This is a genomic window from Pontimicrobium sp. IMCC45349, assembly GCF_047219225.1.
GTDB lineage: Bacteria > Bacteroidota > Bacteroidia > Flavobacteriales > Flavobacteriaceae > IMCC45349.
Window position 1 is genome coordinate 2,933,192 of sequence record NZ_CP178208.1, and the last position, 19,168, is coordinate 2,952,359.

General features: G+C 31.3%; 20 protein-coding genes. 12 read left to right on the forward strand and 8 right to left on the reverse strand.

All coding sequences use genetic code 11. The annotated features are described in order from the left end of the window. The first annotated feature begins 40 nt into the window (after nt 1–40). Both ACLII3_RS13680 and aroQ read left to right on the forward strand, forming a co-directional pair. Nucleotides 41–589, forward strand: a complete 549-nt coding sequence (locus tag ACLII3_RS13680; protein WP_412984782.1) for a hypothetical protein — start codon at nt 41–43, stop codon at nt 587–589. A 75-nt stretch (nt 590–664) separates the two neighbouring features. Beyond that, complete coding sequence (gene aroQ, locus ACLII3_RS13685) at nt 665–1,081, forward strand: type II 3-dehydroquinate dehydratase (protein WP_412984783.1); 417 nt, start codon at nt 665–667, stop codon at nt 1,079–1,081. A 98-nt stretch (nt 1,082–1,179) separates the two neighbouring features. Here the strand turns inward: aroQ and lpdA are convergent, their stop codons facing one another. From lpdA to msrB, 3 genes are all read right to left on the reverse strand, one after another. Next, the gene (gene lpdA, locus ACLII3_RS13690) at nt 1,180–2,556 is read right to left on the reverse strand and encodes a dihydrolipoyl dehydrogenase (protein ID WP_412984784.1); all 1,377 of its coding nucleotides are present in this window, start codon (nt 2,554–2,556) and stop codon (nt 1,180–1,182) included. 57 nt (nt 2,557–2,613) lie between these two features. Beyond that, complete coding sequence (locus ACLII3_RS13695) at nt 2,614–3,168, reverse strand: DUF1572 family protein (RefSeq protein WP_412984785.1); 555 nt, start codon at nt 3,166–3,168, stop codon at nt 2,614–2,616. Nucleotides 3,169–3,241: 73 nt separating this feature from the next. Beyond that, entirely contained in the window at nt 3,242–3,730 is a 489-nt protein-coding gene (msrB, locus tag ACLII3_RS13700) for a peptide-methionine (R)-S-oxide reductase MsrB (protein ID WP_412984786.1), read from the reverse strand. 165 nt (nt 3,731–3,895) lie between these two features. Between msrB and ACLII3_RS13705 the strand changes: the two genes are divergently transcribed. From ACLII3_RS13705 to ACLII3_RS13715, 3 genes are read left to right on the forward strand one after another with little or no spacing between them, the layout of a single operon-like run. After that, entirely contained in the window at nt 3,896–4,720 is an 825-nt protein-coding gene (locus ACLII3_RS13705; RefSeq protein ID WP_412984787.1) for a M48 family metallopeptidase, read from the forward strand. A 51-nt stretch (nt 4,721–4,771) separates the two neighbouring features. Beyond that, entirely contained in the window at nt 4,772–6,106 is a 1,335-nt protein-coding gene (locus tag ACLII3_RS13710) for an MFS transporter (RefSeq protein WP_412984788.1), read from the forward strand. A gap of 38 nt (nt 6,107–6,144) precedes the next feature. Then, nucleotides 6,145–6,957 carry a hypothetical protein gene (locus tag ACLII3_RS13715; protein WP_412984789.1) on the forward strand — a complete coding sequence of 271 codons (813 nt, stop codon included), beginning with the start codon at nt 6,145–6,147 and terminating at the stop codon, nt 6,955–6,957. Nucleotides 6,958–7,022: 65 nt separating this feature from the next. On the opposite strand, the gene ACLII3_RS13720 is transcribed toward ACLII3_RS13715, so the two are convergent. From ACLII3_RS13720 to ACLII3_RS13735, 4 genes are read right to left on the reverse strand one after another with little or no spacing between them, the layout of a single operon-like run. Continuing rightward, nucleotides 7,023–7,754 carry a head GIN domain-containing protein gene (locus tag ACLII3_RS13720; RefSeq protein WP_412984790.1) on the reverse strand — a complete coding sequence of 244 codons (732 nt, stop codon included), beginning with the start codon at nt 7,752–7,754 and terminating at the stop codon, nt 7,023–7,025. Nucleotides 7,755–7,777: 23 nt separating this feature from the next. Continuing rightward, complete coding sequence (locus ACLII3_RS13725; RefSeq protein ID WP_412984791.1) at nt 7,778–8,863, reverse strand: hypothetical protein; 1,086 nt, start codon at nt 8,861–8,863, stop codon at nt 7,778–7,780. Next, nucleotides 8,841–9,395 (reverse strand): hypothetical protein, encoded by a 555-nt coding sequence (locus ACLII3_RS13730; RefSeq protein ID WP_412984792.1) that lies wholly within the window; start codon nt 9,393–9,395, stop codon nt 8,841–8,843. The genes ACLII3_RS13725 and ACLII3_RS13730 overlap by 23 nt, the downstream gene beginning before the upstream one ends. A gap of 10 nt (nt 9,396–9,405) precedes the next feature. Then, nucleotides 9,406–9,966: an RNA polymerase sigma factor gene (locus ACLII3_RS13735; RefSeq protein ID WP_412984793.1), complete on the reverse strand. Its 561-nt coding sequence runs from the start codon at nt 9,964–9,966 to the stop codon at nt 9,406–9,408. Between the two features lie 239 nt (nt 9,967–10,205). On the opposite strand from ACLII3_RS13735, the gene lon reads away from it, so the two are divergent. The 4 genes from lon (at nt 10,206) to rpsA (ending at nt 16,499) form a co-directional block, all read left to right on the forward strand. After that, on the forward strand, nt 10,206–12,656 hold the full coding sequence (gene lon, locus ACLII3_RS13740; protein ID WP_412984794.1) for an endopeptidase La: 2,451 nt from the start codon (nt 10,206–10,208) through the stop codon (nt 12,654–12,656). Between the two features lie 97 nt (nt 12,657–12,753). Beyond that, nucleotides 12,754–13,773, forward strand: a complete 1,020-nt coding sequence (gene porQ / locus ACLII3_RS13745; RefSeq protein ID WP_412984795.1) for a type IX secretion system protein PorQ — start codon at nt 12,754–12,756, stop codon at nt 13,771–13,773. Beyond that, complete coding sequence (gene cmk, locus ACLII3_RS13750) at nt 13,773–14,468, forward strand: (d)CMP kinase (RefSeq protein ID WP_412984796.1); 696 nt, start codon at nt 13,773–13,775, stop codon at nt 14,466–14,468. The genes porQ and cmk overlap by 1 nt, the downstream gene beginning before the upstream one ends. Nucleotides 14,469–14,666: 198 nt before the next feature. Then, a complete protein-coding gene (gene rpsA / locus ACLII3_RS13755) occupies nt 14,667–16,499 on the forward strand; it encodes a 30S ribosomal protein S1 (RefSeq protein ID WP_412984797.1) in 1,833 nt (610 codons plus the stop codon). Between the two features lie 53 nt (nt 16,500–16,552). Here the strand turns inward: rpsA and ACLII3_RS13760 are convergent, their stop codons facing one another. Further along, on the reverse strand, nt 16,553–17,248 hold the full coding sequence (locus tag ACLII3_RS13760) for a methyltransferase domain-containing protein (RefSeq protein ID WP_412984798.1): 696 nt from the start codon (nt 17,246–17,248) through the stop codon (nt 16,553–16,555). 103 nt (nt 17,249–17,351) lie between these two features. Here ACLII3_RS13760 and pyrR point away from each other — a divergent pair, with 103 nt between their 5' ends. The 3 genes from pyrR to ACLII3_RS13775 are packed head-to-tail and all read left to right on the forward strand — an operon-like array spanning nt 17,352 to nt 19,162. Next, entirely contained in the window at nt 17,352–17,891 is a 540-nt protein-coding gene (gene pyrR / locus ACLII3_RS13765) for a bifunctional pyr operon transcriptional regulator/uracil phosphoribosyltransferase PyrR (RefSeq protein WP_412984799.1), read from the forward strand. A 4-nt stretch (nt 17,892–17,895) separates the two neighbouring features. Beyond that, nucleotides 17,896–18,825 (forward strand): aspartate carbamoyltransferase catalytic subunit, encoded by a 930-nt coding sequence (locus ACLII3_RS13770; protein ID WP_412984800.1) that lies wholly within the window; start codon nt 17,896–17,898, stop codon nt 18,823–18,825. Nucleotides 18,826–18,829: 4 nt separating this feature from the next. Then, nucleotides 18,830–19,162: a ribonuclease Z gene (locus ACLII3_RS13775; protein WP_412984801.1), complete on the forward strand. Its 333-nt coding sequence runs from the start codon at nt 18,830–18,832 to the stop codon at nt 19,160–19,162. Nucleotides 19,163–19,168: the final 6 nt, after the last annotated feature.

The window sequence follows — 19,168 nt, forward strand, 5'->3', positions numbered from 1 at the left end:
GTATTTATTTGCAGTTCAAAATTTTAAACCAAATTTTATTATGAAAAAATTATTACTTACTGCTGCTATTGCAGTATTAGGATTTACAAATGTAAATGCACAAGATGAAGATAATGGAAGCGCATTATCTAAAGGAAGTATTTTAATTGAAGCTAACACTGGATTCGGTGGAGGTGGTGGTGCAGTAGGGCACTCTGCTAATACAGGATTTGGATTAACTTCTGTTGACGGAACAACTGTTTGGTCTATTGGTGCTGAGGGTGGTTACTTTGTAATGGATGACTTAGCTATTAAATTAGGTTTAGGTTACAATGATTTAGATGGTGCTTCATCATTTAGTTATAAATTAGGTGCTAAGTATTATGTTGCAAGTCAATTTCCTGTACAACTTGATTTAACTGGTGCATCTGGTGATGATGTTTTTGGAGATGAGTCTCCATTATGGTTAGGTCTTCAAGGTGGATATGCTTGGTTTGTTGCTGACAACGTAAGTATTGAGCCAGGTTTAAGATATAACATGTCTTTAAACGAAGATTTTACTGATGAAGGTATTTTTGAATTCCGTATTGGATTTGCTTTACACTTCTAATAAGTAAAACATTAGATAAAAAAGCCGAAGCTATTGCTTCGGCTTTTTTTATACTATTTTTTTTACATTTACAATATGAAAAAACTAATCATTATAAATGGTCCTAACTTAAATCTTTTAGGCAAGCGCGAGCCTAATATTTATGGAAGTTTGAGTTTTACGGAGTTTTTAGATACGGTAAAAAGTAAGTATGTAAATATTGAGCTAGACTATTATCAATCTAATATAGAAGGAGAGTTAATAGATAAACTTCAAGAGGTTGGTTTTTCTTATGATGGAATTATTTTAAATGCTGCAGCATATACGCATACATCTATAGGAATTGGAGATGTTGTGAAAGCTATAGAAACTCCAGTAATAGAGGTGCATATATCTAATACCTTTTCAAGAGAAGAATTTAGACATCAGTCGTATATTTCACCCAATGCTAGAGGTGTTATTCTTGGTTTTGGTTTACAGAGTTATGAATTAGCAATTCAGAGTTTTATTTAAAGCTAACCTAACCATATTATATAAAAATAAAAAGCTCCAGATTTTCTGGAGCTTTTTTATATTAATACTTCTTAGAATGAAGTCAAATAATTATTAATTTAGATATGAATTACTTCATCATATGCAGCAGCAACGGCTTCCATAACAGCTTCACTCATTGTTGGGTGAGGGTGAACCGCTTTTAGTACTTCGTGTCCAGTAGTTTCTAATTTACGTCCTAGTACAGCTTCAGCAATCATGTCTGTAACTCCAGCACCAATCATATGACAGCCTAACCATTCACCATATTTAGCATCAAAAATTACTTTTACAAATCCATCTTTATTTCCTCCAGCACTGGCTTTACCAGAAGCAGAGAATGGGAATTTACCAACTTTAATGTCTAAACCTTGTTCTTTTGCTTGTGCTTCAGTTAATCCAACACTTGCTATTTCTGGAGTACAATATGTACATCCAGGAATGTTTCCGTAATCTAAAGCTTCAACATGTTGTCCAGCAATTTTTTCAACACATAAAATTCCTTCAGCCGATGCTACGTGAGCCAATGCTTGACCAGGTGTAATATCTCCAATTGCGTAGTATCCTGGAATATTTGTTTGATAAAAATCATTTACTAATATTTTATCTCTATCAGTTACAATACCAACATCTTCTAAACCAATGTTTTCAATGTTAGTTTTAATACCAACAGCAGATAATACAATATCAGCTTCAAGAATTTCTTCTCCTTTTTTAGTTTTTACTGTTGCTTTTACGCCTTCTCCAGATGTGTCAACAGAAGTAACTTCTGCAGAAGTCATAATTTTCATTCCACTTTTCTTAAAAGAGCGTTCTAGTTGTTTTGATACATCTGCATCTTCAACAGGAACAATTTTTGGCATATATTCAACAATTGTTACTTCTGTACCCATAGAGTTGTAGAAGTATGCAAATTCAACACCAATAGCACCAGAACCAACAATAATCATCTTTTTTGGTTGCTCTTTAAGTGTTAAAGCTTCTCTATATCCAATTACTTTTTTACCATCTTGAGGTAAGCTTGGTAACTCACGAGAACGTGCTCCAGTTGCTATAATGATGTGATCAGCACTATATTCAGTTCCGTCAACATCTATTTTTTTTCCTGGTTTTACTTTTCCATAACCATTAATAACATCTACTTTGTTCTTTTTCAATAAGAATTGAACACCTTTACTCATGCCATCAGCAACATTTCTACTGCGTTTTACAACAGCATCAAAGTCTTTGTCTGCATCTTTAACAGAAAGACCATAATCTTCAGCATGCTTTAAGTATTCAAATACTTGAGCAGATTTTAATAAGGCTTTAGTTGGAATACAACCCCAATTTAAACAAACACCACCAAGGTTTTCTTTTTCAACAACTGCTGTTTTAAATCCTAATTGTGACGCTCTAATGGCTGTAACGTAACCTCCAGGGCCACTTCCTAGAACAATAATATCGTATTTACTCATGAGAATAATTTTAAATCTTAATTTGAAGCGACAAATTTACGAAACCTAACTGTAATATTAAAGGTCTTCAGTAAAATGTCTTCTTCCTTTTGTTTTAGAAAATTTTTCTTGATTGTAAGTGGTTGATTTACCTTTAGGTATGGACAAAGATTCCCATTTTTCATCTTCTAGCATTTTACCTAAAAAAACGATCTGACCAATATGGTAAGAATAGTGGGTTAGTTGTCTGTTTATTGCTTCTGTAACTGAATGCCCTTGGTTTCTTATATAAATAATTTTTTCCAAGTCACTATAATTAAGAGGTGTTATAGCGTTAAAAAGACATTGCCAACCTTTTTCCCAAGCGTTTAAAAGTTCTTTTTTGTTTTTATAAGTATCAAGAAACTCTTCGTCACGATATCTCCATTTTTTTTCTCCATCTTCAGTTAAAAAGTTTGTCCATCTAGATAGCATATTACCAACAAGATGTTTAACTATAATAGAAATACTATTAGACTCTTTATTGTAACGCCAATGAATTTGCTCATCGTCTAATTGATCGATTGTTTTTTCTCCAAGTAATTTATAATACTGAAACTGTTTTAGTGTACTTGTTAAGTATGAATTTTTCATACTCTAAATATAATGTTATTAAGTAAAGAGTGTTTGTGCTATTGATAACTATAATTTATAGTTTGATAGCTCACTAACTTTTCTTTTTAGGAATAAAAGTTAGAGCAGCACCATTAATACAATGTCTTTTTCCAGTAGTATTTCTTGGACCATCGTTAAATACATGCCCTAAATGTCCACCGCAAGTTGCGCAATGTTCTTCTGTACGTGCAACGCCTATATTGTAATCTACAGAAAAGGCAACATTTCCTTTAATTTCTCTATCAAAACTTGGCCATCCACTACCAGAATCAAATTTATGCTCACTTTTAAATAAAGGTGTTTGGCAAGCAGCACAAACATAGGTTCCTTCTTCGTAATTCTTATTTAATGGACTCGTAAATGGTCTTTCCGTTCCTGCTTCTCTAAGTACATAATATTGTAAATCGGTTAATTGAGATTTCCATTCAGCTTTTGTTTTAGAAATCTTAAAGACTTTTGGACTTTCTTCTTTGTTTTTTTGTGCATTAATATTACAGCTAAAGTAAAACACACATAAACATATCATTAATACTTTTTTCATAGGATTTTTTATTATAGCGTTTTTGATGTGGTCGTTTTGATTTTTAGTTAATTACAAAAGCTATTTATTTTTTAAATAAATTGTGACCTCTAAAAAAAAATGGTGTCTTACTAAATAGTAAGATACGTTTTTGTATTTTTATACTAATCAAAATAATCATTAACCATGAACATAAAGAATAAATTAATAGCACTTAGTACAGTATTACTGTTTTTGTCTTGTGCTACAAATCCTTTCACAGGAAAGAAGACAATGGCATTAGTGTCTAACGCTCAATTGTTTCCAACTGCATTTGCACAATATGATCAGTTTTTGAGCGAAAATAAAGTAGTTAAAGGAACAGCTGATGCAGAAATGATTACTAGAGTTGGACAGCGAATAGCAGTAGCAGCAGAACGTTATTTAAATGCAAATGGTTATGAAGGTTATTTAAAAGATTACCAATGGGAATATAATTTAGTAAATGATAAGACTGTAAATGCTTGGTGTATGCCAGGAGGTAAGATTGTTTTTTATACTGGAATTTTACCAATAGCAGATGGTGAAACTGGTGTCGCTGCAATTATGGGACATGAAGTTGCTCACGCTTTAGCAAATCATGGCCAACAACGTATGAGTGCTGGTATGTTACAGCAAGTTGGGGCTGTTGGAGTTGCTGTAGCTACAGGTAATCAAAGTAGTGAAGAACAGGCAATGTGGATGCAAGCTTATGGAGCAGCATCTACAGTAGGAGGAATGCTTCCTTTTAGTAGAGCTCATGAAACAGAGGCTGATAAAATAGGTGTTTATTTAATGGCAATTGCTGGCTATAATCCTGATGAAGCTGCCGAATTATGGAAGCGTATGAAAGCTAATAGTGGAGGACAAGCACCACCAGAGTTTATGAGCACACACCCTTCTAATGATTCAAGAATAGAAAACTTAACTAAGTTAGCACCTAAAGCTAAGGAAGAAGCAAAAAAGTTTGGAGTTACATCGTTTAGAGAGTAATTTAACTTTGGATTAAAGAATAAATGTTTACTTTAGAAGCTGCTCAAAAAAATGAGCAGCTTTTTTATTATGGCAGTATTAGAAAGAGGAAGTAAAAAACTTACCAATGCTTGGGCGTTTTACGATTGGGCAAATTCAGTATATTCATTAGTAATTAGTACAGCAGTATTTCCTATTTATTATAGTAGTTTAACAGATTCATTTGATAAGATTGATGATAAAATATCTTTTTTAGGTACGTTATGGGATCCAACAACATTGTATGATTATACATTGTCGTTCTCATTTTTAATAGTTGCTTTTATCTCTCCAATATTATCTGGTATTGCAGATTACACAGGAAATAAGCTTAAGTTTTTAAAGTTCTTTTGTTTACTTGGGTCATTGTCGGTAATGAGTTTGTTTTTCTTTACAGGACAAGATACACTTTGGGTAGCTCTAACTTTTACTGTTACAGCTAGTATAGGGTTTTGGGGAAGTATAGTGTTTTATAATGCTTATTTACCTGAAGTGGCATTTCCTGAACAGCAAGATAATGTGAGCGCTAAAGGATTTATTTTTGGTTATACTGGTTCTATTATTTTATTATTATTTAGTTTGATAATGGTAGAAAAACCAGAGTTGTTTGGAATTGAAGACCCAGCATTAGCACCAAGAATTACATTTTTATTAGTTGGTATTTGGTGGTTAGGATTTGCTCAAGTTACATATCGTAAATTACCAAACAATGTATTTAATAGAAAGCCGGAAAAAGATTTTATTTGGAAGGGTTTTAGAGAATTGAAAAAAGTAGCTAGTGAATTGTCTCATCATCCTGAACTGAAAATATTTTTAATTTCTTTTTTCTTTTTTAGTGTAGGAGTACAAACCATTGTTTTGATGGCTGGAATTTTTGGAAGTAAGGAATTGGGCTTGCCAACAACAAATCTTATTATGACAATTTTATTAGTTCAAATTGTAGCCATAGTTGGTGCATTTGTTTTTTCAAGACTATCTAATAAAATAGGGAATCTTAAAGCATTAAAACTAACATTGGCAATTTGGGGAATTGTTTGTTTTGTTGCTTTTATGTTAGATAAAACACAAGAGAATATAGATATTTACTTTTATACTTTAGGAGGTTTATTAGGCTTTGTTTTAGGAGCTACTCAATCTTTATCACGTTCTACATATTCTAAATTATTACCAGAAACGCATGATCATGCTACTTATTTTAGTTTTTATGATGTAACTGAGAAGATAGCAATTGTTCTTGGAATGTTTGTGTTTGGATTGCTTATTTCTTTAACAGGTTCAATGCAATGGTCTGTATTGTGTTTAGCAATCTTTTTTGTAGTTGCATTACTTGTGTTAAGTAAAATGAAAGCAACCAAATATGTAAAATAATTTATTATGTTTGTGGAACAATTTAAATCCAAACTATTATGAGAAAAATCGGAATGTTATTATCATGTTTTATTTTATTATCAGCTTTTACTTGCGATAATGAACCTTTAGAAGGTGATTTTGATAATACAAATGGAGGTAATAATAATGTTATAGGTGATCCAGGAGGAGAGACTACAGGTGATTATTGGCCAATGGCTATTGGAAATATTTGGACGTATAGTGTAGTAGAAGATGGTGTAACACAAGATAATTCTATTATGGATATTGTGCAAACTGAAACTATTAGTAATAATTTATATTATCAATATGATACATTTTTTGGAGATGTTACAGCAACAGACGGAACAGGATTTGAAGGTTTGTCTGTAAATGTATATTCTAGAAAAAATGGTGGTGATTACGTAATAAAAGTAGGAGAGTTAACTGCTGATTTATTAGGACTTTATCAAATTACTCAAGAAGGTTATGAATATATTATTTTAAAAGATTATTTAGATATAGGAGGAACTTGGTCGCACACAATGTCAGTTGAAACTTCTTTTGAGGTATCTATCCCAGGTGGTGAAGCATTGCCAACAACAGTAAGTAATTACGATATGCAATTTGAAATTTTAGACAAAGACTTAACAATTGAAGTTCAAGGTGAAACTTATGATTCTGTAATTAAAGTTCGTCAAATATTTAATGTAACTGTTCAAGGAGACCCTAGTGCAGGTTCACAGTCTAATTATATTTATTACTTCGCTAAAGATGTAGGAGTGGTTAAAGTAGATGGTACAATTAATGATTTAGATGATGGAATAACAAGTAACTCGGTACAAGAGCTTATTTCATATTCTTTAAATTAAGAATTATTCGATATAAAAAAAGCCACTCAATTTTGAGTGGCTTTTTCTATATCAATTTTATAATCTTAGTTACTAATACTTCCAGAACCAGAAACCTTTGTATCTTCTTTACTTGGGTTTCCTTTATATTTAATATCTCCTGAGCCAGCAACTCTAGCTTTTAACGATTCGTTACTTACCACTTTAGCATCACCAGAACCAGCTACAGATACTTCAGTGTGATTAGCATTTAAGTCAAAACCATGAAAGTCACCAGAGCCTGCAACTTTAGCTTCAAGATTATTTGTGTCTCCTTTTAAGGTTAAGTCGCCAGAACCAGCTAAACTACCTTCTACAGTTGTTGTTTTTATATCTAATACAACATCACCAGAACCAGCTAAAGCAACTTTCAAGTTATTAGTAGTAATAACATCTTTATTCCATAAATCTCCTGAACCTGCTAAAGCAACAACATTTACATCTTGGAATGGAATTGTAATTTTTATTTGTTTGTTTCTGCTAGGTTTTAAGTTTACATCATCATCAACTTTTACAATAAGTTTTCCCTTTTTTACTTTAACAATAATATATTCAAGCAGGTTTTCTTCTCCTTCAATTTTAATATTTCCCTCTGTTCCGGAAACTAAAATAAAATCCATTGATCCTGCACAACTAATACCATCGTAACTCTCAGTGTTTCTAGTTTCTGTAATTACGTTTCCGTTTCCTTTTACATTTTTGTTTCCAAATATACTTGCGTTTACTGATGTAATTAATGTTAATGCAAGTACTAATAAGATTGATTTTTTGATTTTCATAATGTTTGTTTTTTATTGATGATTTAATTTCTTTTTAGGGTAACACTCCCATAGTCAGATTTTATAGTAATATTATTTCCTGAGTTAGGGCTTCCATAGTACCCAGAATAATATTTATCTCCAGATTCTATTCGTTGCTTTTGAATTTCTAAATTATCTTTACCATTTAACGATGCATAATCTAGTTCAAAATCAAAGTTAAAATTATAACCTGCATCATAGCCTATAGTAATTTTCATGTAGTCTGATTGTATGGCAACATCTCCTGCATTACTAGTCATATTATCTATTTTAAGCGATCCATAATCTGCTTTTACAGCCACATTTTTATAAACATCTCCAAATCGGGTTGTTAAATAGGCACTTTTACCTGTAATATTATTTGCTTTTTCAATTGTAATACCACCATAATCACAGTTGTACACAATGTCTTCTGCGATTTCAATTTTAGACTTGGTATAGTCTGCTTTAATCGCAAGCTTATTTGCTTTAGCAACTGTATAACCACTATAGTCAGCAACTATTTCACCACTTTTTATGTATTCAAAGTAAGAGTTATTAGTGTAATCGAATTTAATCACATTGTTATCTGCCATTAATTCTTTAGTAGTGATTTTTCCATAATCACAGCTTATTTCGGCACGTCCTTCTAGTTTATCAAGATTAATGCTTCCATAGTCATTACTAAGGTCAACATTGTTGGTAATTGGCATTTTGATAATGTAATTAATCTTCATGTTTACATTGCTATTTCCCCAGCTAAACCAAGATTTTGATTTGTTCTTATTAAAAATTGTCTTAGCATGAACTTCGTTTGAAGATGATTCAAAATCTACAGATATTTCATCTAATTTCTTTTGAACCTTTTCTTCGTTATTACCATTTACTTTTATAATTACTTCAATATCAATTTTGTTTTCATTCCAAGTAATAATGTCAATATTTCCATAGCTATTATCAACCTTTAGAGTTGCATTGGAGTTCACAGAAAAAGTTTCTTTTATAACTTTATCTTTTGAGTGTTTTCCTTTCCAGTTACCTGTTCCAGCAAATAAAAATACTGGCATTAATAGAGCTAATATGCTTTTATAAAGTAGAGCTGTTTTCATTAGTTAAGTTTTTAAGTTGTTTTACGTCTTCAATTTGTTGTAATACGTTTTGTAATAAATCTATTCTATTTTGAAAGTTTGATATCATTGCGTAAATCACGCGTTTGTCATCTCCACTTTCTTCTAAATCAAGCTGTAGTTTTTTGTATTGGCTTTCAAGGTTTTCAATTCTGGATAACGCATCAGTAATAATGGCTTGAGCTTCCTCTGAAGTTTCATTTTCTAACTTACTTAATTCTTCTTGAATTGCATTAGTGAAAAATGTTTGTGTTTGCTCCATTTCGGGAGATATACTAGCTAAATCTCTAGGCTCATTACTTTGACTATTACCAATAAATAATGAAAATAATAGTGTTATTGATGCAGCAATACCTATAAATGGTTTCCAGAAGTTTCTTTTAGAATTAAGCTTCACAACCTTGTTGTCTTGGTTGTTTAATTTTTCTAAAAAGCGTGCTTCATGACCAGACTTTGGATTTTCAATATCAAAGTTGTTTTCTAAGTCGTTAAAAAGCTTTTCTAAATTATCCATGTTTATTTTTTTAATACTCAGCTACAAGCTGTAATTTTTTTCTTAAACTTTCTTTTGCTCTTGAGATTGTTGTTCTACAATTTGCATAAGACATGTTTAATATGTCACTGATTTCTTCATAATCATAGCCTTCAATTAAATGAAGTGTTAGGCTTACTCTGTAGTTGTCTTTTAGCGTTTTTAAAGTGTCTAGTACTTGTTTTACTTTAATATTATTAAGTTCTAAATCACTTGAAATGCCTTCTTGATTTTCTACTTTGTATAACACATCATCTAAAGGAACTTCACTGTATTTATTATTTTTTTTATAATGATAAATACTGTTGTTTACTACAATTCGTTTTAGCCATGCACCAAAGGTCACTGTATCTTTAAGGCTCTTTAACTTTGTAAATGCAGTTAAAAAAGAGTCTTGCATGATATCTTCAGCTTCAAAGCTATCTTTCACAATTCTATAAGCAGTATTATACATAGCCTTATAATATCTATTATAGACTTCCAATTGCGCTTGTTGGTTGCCAGAAATACATAGCTGTATTAACTGCTCTATGTTGTGGTTGGTTAGTGTCACAAAACAAATTGTTTATTAAGAAGAGTATAATAAAACATAAGTGTTACAGTTTTAAATAAAAAAGTTTCAATTTATTTATTTGTTACCCCATTATAATGGCATAACAATTGACCTTAATAGGTTGATAAAAGCTGTTAAAACCTACTATTTACTTGGTTTACATTTAGTAACAGTAATTTTAAATAAAGATAAAAAATAAAATTGTTCTGTTTTTTATGACAGAATGACTTGATTATATTATGGCAAGATCAAAATTTACCACTCTTGACAGTTTGTCATTGCAAGAGTTTGATGAAAATTCAGAGTTAATTCCTTTAATGACTTCTGAAGATGAAGAAGAAATAAGAAATGAGTCTTTACCAGAGACGCTTCCAATTTTATCGCTTAGAAATACAGTACTATTTCCAGGTGTAGTAATTCCTATTACAGCAGGAAGAGACAAATCTATAAAACTAATTAATGATGCTAATAATGGTAGTAAAGTAATTGGAGTTGTTTCTCAAAAAGATGAGTTGGTTGAAGATCCAACGGTTAATGATGTACATTCTATTGGAACTGTAGCTCGTATTTTGAAGGTGTTAAAGATGCCAGATGGAAATACTACTGTAATCATTCAAGGTAAAAAGCGTTTTCAAATAGCAGAAATGATTACAGAAGAGCCTTATATGAATGCGACTATACGTGAGGTAGCTGAAACGTCTCCAGAGAAAACTAATGAAGAGTTTTCAGCAATAATTGACTCTATAAAGGACTTGTCTTTACAAATCATTAAGCAAAGTCCAAACATTCCAAGTGAGGCTTCATTTGCAATTAAGAATATTGAAAGTAATTCGTTTTTAATAAATTTTGTGTCTTCAAACATGAATCTTTCGGTTGAAGAAAAGCAAACACTTTTAGAGATTAACGATTTACAAGAACGTGCTTTGGCTACATTAAAGCATATGAATGTTGAATACCAACGTTTAGAACTTAAAAATGACATTCAGTCAAAAGTTCAAAGCGATATGAATCAACAGCAACGTGAATATTTCTTACATCAACAAATGAAAACCATTCAAGAAGAACTTGGTGGTGTTAGCTATGAGGAAGAAGTTGAAGAGATGAAAGCACGTGCTAAAAAGAAACAATGGGGAGAAAAGGTTGCTAAACATTTCGATAAAGAGATTTCTAAATTACAGCGTATGAATCCGCAAGTAGCTGAATATTCAATTCAGAGAAACTATTTGGATTTGTTTTTAGAGTTACCATGGAATGAGTTTAGCGAAGATAATTTTGACTTAAAACGTGCAAAAAAGATATTAGATAGAGATCATTATGGTTTAGATGATGTTAAGAAACGTATTATTGAATACTTAGCAGTATTGAAATTACGTAATGACATGAAATCACCAATTCTTTGTTTATATGGACCTCCAGGAGTTGGTAAAACATCTTTAGGAAAATCTATAGCTGAAGCTTTAGGTAGAGAATACGTTAGGGTTTCACTTGGTGGTTTAAGAGATGAGGCTGAAATTAGAGGGCATAGAAAAACTTATATAGGAGCAATGCCTGGGAGAATTCTTCAAAGTTTAAAAAAGGCAGGAACTTCTAATCCAGTATTTGTTTTAGACGAAATTGATAAGCTATCAAACTCTCATCAAGGTGATCCATCATCTGCTATGTTAGAAGTTTTAGACCCTGAGCAAAACTCAGAATTTTATGATAACTTCTTAGAAATGGGTTACGATTTATCTAAGGTTATGTTTGTTGCTACTTCTAATAGTTTAGCAACAATTCAGCCAGCTTTAAGAGATCGTATGGAGATAATAAATGTTACAGGTTATACTATTGAAGAAAAAGTTGAAATAGGAAAAAAACATTTATTGCCAAAACAAATTAAAGAACATGGTTTAACTAACGATAATATTAAGATTGCAAAGCCTCAATTAGAAAAAATAGTAGAAGGTTACACACGTGAATCTGGAGTTCGTGGTCTTGAAAAGCAAATTGCAAAAATGGTGCGTAATGCTGCTAAAAATATTGCAATGGAAGAGACTTATAACATTAAAGTTAGTAATGAGGATATAATTGAAGTATTAGGCAGTCCAAAACTTGAAAGAGATAAATACGAAAATAATGATGTTGCTGGAGTAGTAACAGGTTTAGCTTGGACTAGTGTTGGAGGAGATATTTTATTTATTGAGTCTATCTTGTCAAAAGGAAAAGGTGCAATGTCTATTACAGGTAACTTAGGCAAGGTTATGAAAGAGTCTGCAACTATCGCTATGGAATATATAAAGGCTAATGCAGATGAGTTTGGTTTAGATAGTTCAATTTTTGAAAAGTATAATGTACATATTCATGTACCTGAAGGTGCAACACCAAAAGATGGACCAAGTGCAGGTGTTACAATGCTAACGTCTTTAATTTCACTTTATACTCAGCGTAAGGTAAAGAAGAGCATTGCAATGACTGGAGAAATAACTTTGAGAGGTAAAGTATTACCAGTAGGTGGTATAAAAGAAAAAATATTAGCTGCAAAACGTGCTAAGATTAAAGAAATAATTCTTTGTAAAGAAAATAAACGAGACATTGATGAAATTAAGGATGAATACCTAAAAGGTTTAAAATTTCATTATGTAACCGAAATGAGTGAGGTAATTGATATTGCAATTACCAAGCAAAAAGTAAAAAATGCAAAAACATTATAAATTTTAAAACCTCGAATTATCGAGGTTTTTTTTATCCTCAAAAAATAAAATATTACTACAATCGTTTTAAGATAGATTTAGTTACTTTTGCAGCTTTATGAAAAGAAAGATTACTACTTTTTTATTGGTACTTAGTATGCTCCCTCTATATGCTCAATTAGGAGGAGAGGCTACATATCAATTTTTAAATTTAGTATCATCTCCTCGTCAAGCCGCTTTAGGAGGAAAAGTGTTAACCAATATTGATTATGATGTAACACAAGCATTGTATAATCCAGCTACTATTAATGTAGAGATGGATAATCAATTAGCAATAAATTACTCTAGCTATTTAGGAGGTATTAGTTATGGTACTGCTGCTTATGCTTATACTTTGGATAGACGTACGCAAACCTTCCATGTAGGGATGACTTATGTTAACTATGGTAATTTTGATGGTTATGATGAAAATGGTAATGCAACAGGAAGTTTTACAGGTAACGAAGCAGCACTTTCTTTTGGTTATGCTAGACAAATAGGCTATTCCGATTTTTATTTAGGTGGAAACGTAAAATTAATCACATCAAAGCTAGAACAATATAATTCTATTGGAGCTGCTGTAGATGTTGGTTTAATTTACATCGATGAGTATTTAGAGTTTCAAGCGGCACTAGTTGTTAGAAACTTAGGAACACAAATCACTACTTATGCAGGTCAAAATGAACCTTTACCATTAGAAATAGATTTAGGTTTATCACAAACACTTGAGCATGTGCCTTTACGTTGGCATATTACTTTTGAAAATCTTCAAAAATGGCCAATTGGTGTGTCTAATCCAGCAAGAGCTACTACAGATTTAGATGGTAATCAAACTCAAGAAAAAGTAGGTTTTTTTAATAAGTTAATGCGTCATACTATTCTTGGAGCTGAGTTATTTCCGGATAAAGGATTTAATTTAAGATTTGGGTATAATTTTAGAAGAGCAGAAGAATTACGTATTTTAGAACAACGAAATTTTTCTGGATTGTCTTTTGGAATAGGTATTAAACTAAATAAAATGCGTTTTAGTTATACGCATGCAAGATATTCAACAGCATCCAACACAAGCTTTTTTGGATTACAAATAGATTTACAATAGTGCAAAATATTACTATAGCCATAGACGGTTTTTCATCAACAGGAAAAAGTACCATAGCAAAACAATTAGCCAATCAATTAGGTTATATTTATGTTGATACTGGAGCCATGTATAGAGCTGTAACACTATATGCTTTAGAAAATGGATACATTAATGAAGATAATTTTGATGTTAACAATTTTGTAATGCAATTACATAACATAAATTTATCTTTCCAGTTTAATAAAGACTTAGGTTTTTCAGAGATGTATTTAAACAATAAAAATGTTGAAAAAGAAATACGTACAATGAAAGTTTCGGGTTTTGTTAGTGCTGTAGCTGCTGTTCCAGAAGTGCGCTACCAATTGGTAAAGCAACAACAGGAAATGGGCAAGGGTAAAGGTATTGTAATGGATGGACGTGATATTGGTACTGTAGTATTTCCTGATGCAGAACTAAAGCTGTTTATGACAGCTTCTGCTCAAATAAGAGCACAACGTAGATATGATGAGTTAATAGGTAGAGGAGATGAAGTAAATTTTGACGAAGTTTTACGCAATGTAAAAGAGCGTGACTATATCGATTCTAATAGAGATGATTCGCCATTAGTAAAAGCAGATGATGCTATAGAAATTGATAATTCTAACCTTACATTAGATGAACAGTTTCAAAAAATAATGAACTTGGTTAAAATTACACTCGAGAACCAAGAATAGTACTTTCATAATCAGTAATTTAAAACATTTATTTCTTTAGCTTTAAATTAGGCAAATTCACAAAATATGTTTATTTTTGCGCTCCTTTTAGCGAATAGTCGAAAAGATAAAAGGGTCAAAACTAAATTTTTATAACGCTTCTGTGTGTTATTTGCTTAAACTTTTCGAGAACGTACAGAATACAAATTTTTATCAGCAATGGCTGAAAATAAAGAAACTAAAGCTGAAGCAACTGTTGAGGCTAAACAAGTTGAAGCTCCAGTAGTATCTGAAGCTCAAGCAAATCCAGAACAATTTTTAAAAGATTTTAATTGGCACAACTACGAAGAAGGAATTGATCCTGTAGAAGATGCTAAATTAGAAGAGTTTGAAAAATTAGTAGCAGAGAACTTTGTAGACACATTAGATGACGAAGTTGTAGAAGGTGTTGTAGTTCACATTACAGATCGTGATGCAATTATTGACATTAATGCAAAGTCAGAAGGTGTAATTTCATTAAACGAGTTTCGTTACAATCCTAACTTAGCAGTTGGAGACAAAGTAGAAGTATTAATTGATGTTCGTGAAGATGCAACAGGACAATTAGTATTATCTCACCGTAAAGCTAGAGTAATTAAAGCTTGGGATCGCGTTAACGCTGCTCATGATTCAGGTGAAATCGTTAATGGATTTGTTAAGTGTCGTACTAAAGGTGGTATGATTGTTGACGTATTTGGTATTGAAGCATTCTTACCAGGTTCTCAAATCGATGTGAAGCCTATTAGAGATTACGATCAATATGTAAACAAAACTATGGAATTCAAAGTTGTTAAAATCAACCACGAGTTTAAAAATGTTGTTGTTTCTCATAAAGCACTTATCGAGGCAGATATCGAAGTTCAGAAGAAAGAAATTATCAGTCAATTAGAAAAAGGTCAAGTATTAGAAGGTACAGTTAAGAACATTACTTCTTACGGTGTATTTATGGATCTTGGAGGAGTTGACGGATTAATTCATATTACAGATCTTTCTTGGTCACGTATTAACCACCCAAGTGAGATTGTTGAATTAGATCAAAAATTAAACGTTGTAATCCTTGATTTTGATGAAAACAAGTCAAGAATTCAATTAGGTCTTAAGCAATTATCTAAGCACCCATGGGATGCTTTAGGTGAAGAAGTTAAAGTAGGAGATAAAGTAGAAGGTAAAGTAGTTGTAATCGCTGATTATGGTGCATTTATCGAAGTTGCAGAAGGTGTTGAAGGTTTAATTCACGTTTCTGAAATGTCTTGGTCAACTCACTTACGTTCAGCTCAAGATTTCGTAGCTGTAGGTGATAAAGTTGAGGCTCAAATCTTAACTTTAGATAGAGAAGATCGTAAGATGTCTCTTGGTATTAAGCAATTAACTCCAGACCCATGGACAGACATTACTTCTAAGTACCCTGTAGGTTCTAAGCACTCTGGTGTTGTACGTAACTTTACTAACTTTGGTGTATTTGTTGAATTAGAAGAAGGTATTGACGGATTAATTTATATCTCTGATTTATCTTGGACTAAGAAAATTAAGCATCCATCTGAGTTCTGTGCTGTAGGTGATAAGTTAGATGTTGTTGTATTAGAGTTAGACGTAGAAGGACGTAAATTAAGTTTAGGTCACAAACAAACTACTGAAAACCCTTGGGACAAGTATGAAACTGAATTTGCTTTAGATACAACTCACAATGGATCTATTGAAGAGATTGTTGACAAAGGAGCTACTGTTAAATTTAATGAAGATATCGTAGCATTTATCCCTAGTAGACATCTTGAAAAAGAAGATGGTGGAAAGCTTAAAAAAGGAGAAGCTGCTGATTTCAAAATTATTGAATTCAACAAAGAGTTTAAGCGTGTAGTTGCATCTCATACTGCAATTTTCAAAGCTGAAGAAGCTAAAAATGTAAAAGCTGCTGCTAAAAAAGCACAAGCTGCTGCTGCAGAAGCAAAACCAACTTTAGGTGATGCTAATGATGCTTTACAAGCTCTTAAAGATAAAATGGACGGAAAAGCTTAATTTTTCCTAAATGATATTTATTAAAAAGCCTTCTCAATTTGAGAAGGCTTTTTTTATGCTTTATGCTTTAAAATGTAAAAAACTTGTGAATTGAAAAGACTGTATAAGTACTTTAAAGGTGAGTAAGTTTTCTTTATAATTTCTAAATCTTCCTTTAAAAATGCTTTTTCTAGTTCTTTATAATCAAAACCAATGTGTGAATTTATATAGTATGTAGGTAAGCGTTCTATCTTTTTCCCTAAAAAAGCTTTCCAAATATTTCTACGAGTTGTAAGTCCATGTTTTTGCTTTAATAATAATCGCGCTATATTTTTAAAAAGTGAAGATATGCCTATTTCAATTGGTACAGAAATTATAATAACACCATCCTCTTTTAAAACAGCTTTCATAGCTTTTAGATGATGTCTTTGATTTTCTTCATTGAAGTGTTCCAATACTTCAAAACAACCAATCTTAGTGTATTTCTTACCTTTAATAGTATCTAAATCGTTTATTAAATTTATTTCAGGTGAAATAATATTTAACTTTAGTTGATTATACATACTTTCTATAGGCTCGTAACCACTTATTTTTGAGTTTGGATAAGTTATAGTTAAAGTATTTAATAAATAGCCATCACCAGTTCCAAAATCTAAAAAATCATCATTCTTATCTAGTTTTAAAAGTTTGGTAGCAACTTTAAAACGTTTTTGATGCGAAAACTTCTTTAGTTTTGATTTGTTAGTTACTGTAACAGATGAGTATTGCATGATATAGCATTCAATTTTGAAGCTAAAATAAATATTAAAAATCTATTAAAATAATTTTAAATTTTTAGCTTAACTTTGCATTCCAAATAAGTTTGGATAATATATGAGTCAAAAAGTTTTACTTAACGCAAAAGAGGTAAACATCATTCTACATCGATTGGCTTGTCAACTTATTGAAAATCATAACGATTTTAGTAATACTGTATTAATTGGAATTCAACCAAGAGGAAAGTTTTTGGCAGCACGTTTAACAAAAATGCTTGTTGAAGAATATGGTATTAAAAATATTCAATTAGGACAATTGGATATTACTTTTTATCGGGATGATTTTAGAAGAGGCGAAAAGACACTTGAAGCAAATACTACAGAAATTGATTTTATTGTAGAAAATAAAAATGTAGTATTTATAGATGATGTTTTATATACAGGACGAAGTATTCGTGCTGCATTAACAGCTATTCAATCTTTTGGGAGACCACAAGAAATTGAATTACTTACATTAATAGATAGAAGATTTAGTAGGCATTTACCAATTCAACCTGATTATCGAGGAAGACAAGTTGATGCTATAAACGAAGAAAAAGTTGTAGTAAATTGGATTGAGAACGATGGAGAAGATTCGGTTTACTTAATAAATAATTAATATTATGAGCGAGTTAAGTGTAGACCACTTATTAGGAATTAAATATCTTAATGAACAAGATATTAAGCTTATTTTTGAAACTGCAGATCACTTTAAAGAGGTAATAAATAGACCAATAAAAAAGGTGCCTTCGCTTAGAGATATTACTATAGCTAATCTCTTTTTTGAAAACTCGACTAGAACTAAACTTTCATTTGAATTAGCAGAAAAAAGATTGTCTGCAGATGTAATTAATTTTTCAGCTGGACAATCATCTGTAAAAAAAGGAGAAACATTAATAGATACTGTAAATAATATCTTATCTATGAAAGTAGATATGGTAGTTATGCGTCATCCAAACCCTGGAGCAGGTGTGTTTTTATCTAAACATGTTAACGCAAAAATAATTAATGCTGGTGATGGAGCTCATGAGCATCCAACGCAAGCATTATTAGATTCGTATTCTATTAGAGAAAGGTTAGGAGAAGTAAAAGGTAAAAATGTAGTTATAGTTGGCGATATTTTACACAGTAGAGTAGCGCTTTCAAATATTTTTGCATTACAACTTCAAGGCGCAAATGTGATGGTTTGTGGTCCAAAAACATTAATTCCAAAGTATATTGATAAATTAGGAGTTAAAGTTGAAACTAACTTACGTAAAGCGCTTAATTGGTGTGATGTAGCTAATATGTTACGTGTGCAAAATGAACGTATGGATATTAGTTATTTTCCTTCTACAAGAGAGTATGCACAACAATTTGGAGTTACAAAAGAACTTCTAGAATCTTTAGATAAAGAAATTACTATCATGCACCCAGGACCAATAAATAGAGGTGTAGAAATTACTAGTGATGTTGCTGATTCTGACCAAGCAATAATATTGAATCAAGTAGAAAATGGTGTTGCTATTAGGATGGCAGTAATTTATTTATTAGCTTCAAAGATAAAAAAGTAAGATTATGATTTTTGACAAGAATGGTAATACTGTTGTAATTACCCAAGAAAAAGTATCTATTATTGAACTTGTTAAAAAACTACAAGTTATCTATGCTAGATACAGTAACGATAATATAATTATTAATTTAACGAGCCTTAAACCAATTACTACTAGTGATATTGTAGAGTTTTTACAAATTTCTAATCAGCATAGAGAGGCGAAACATTCGTTTGTAATTGTTACTAGTAAAATAGATCAAGACGATATTCCTGACGAATTAATAATTGTACCAACACTTCAAGAAGCGTACGATATTATTGAAATGGAAGAAATTGAACGTGATTTAGGGTTTTAATATTTT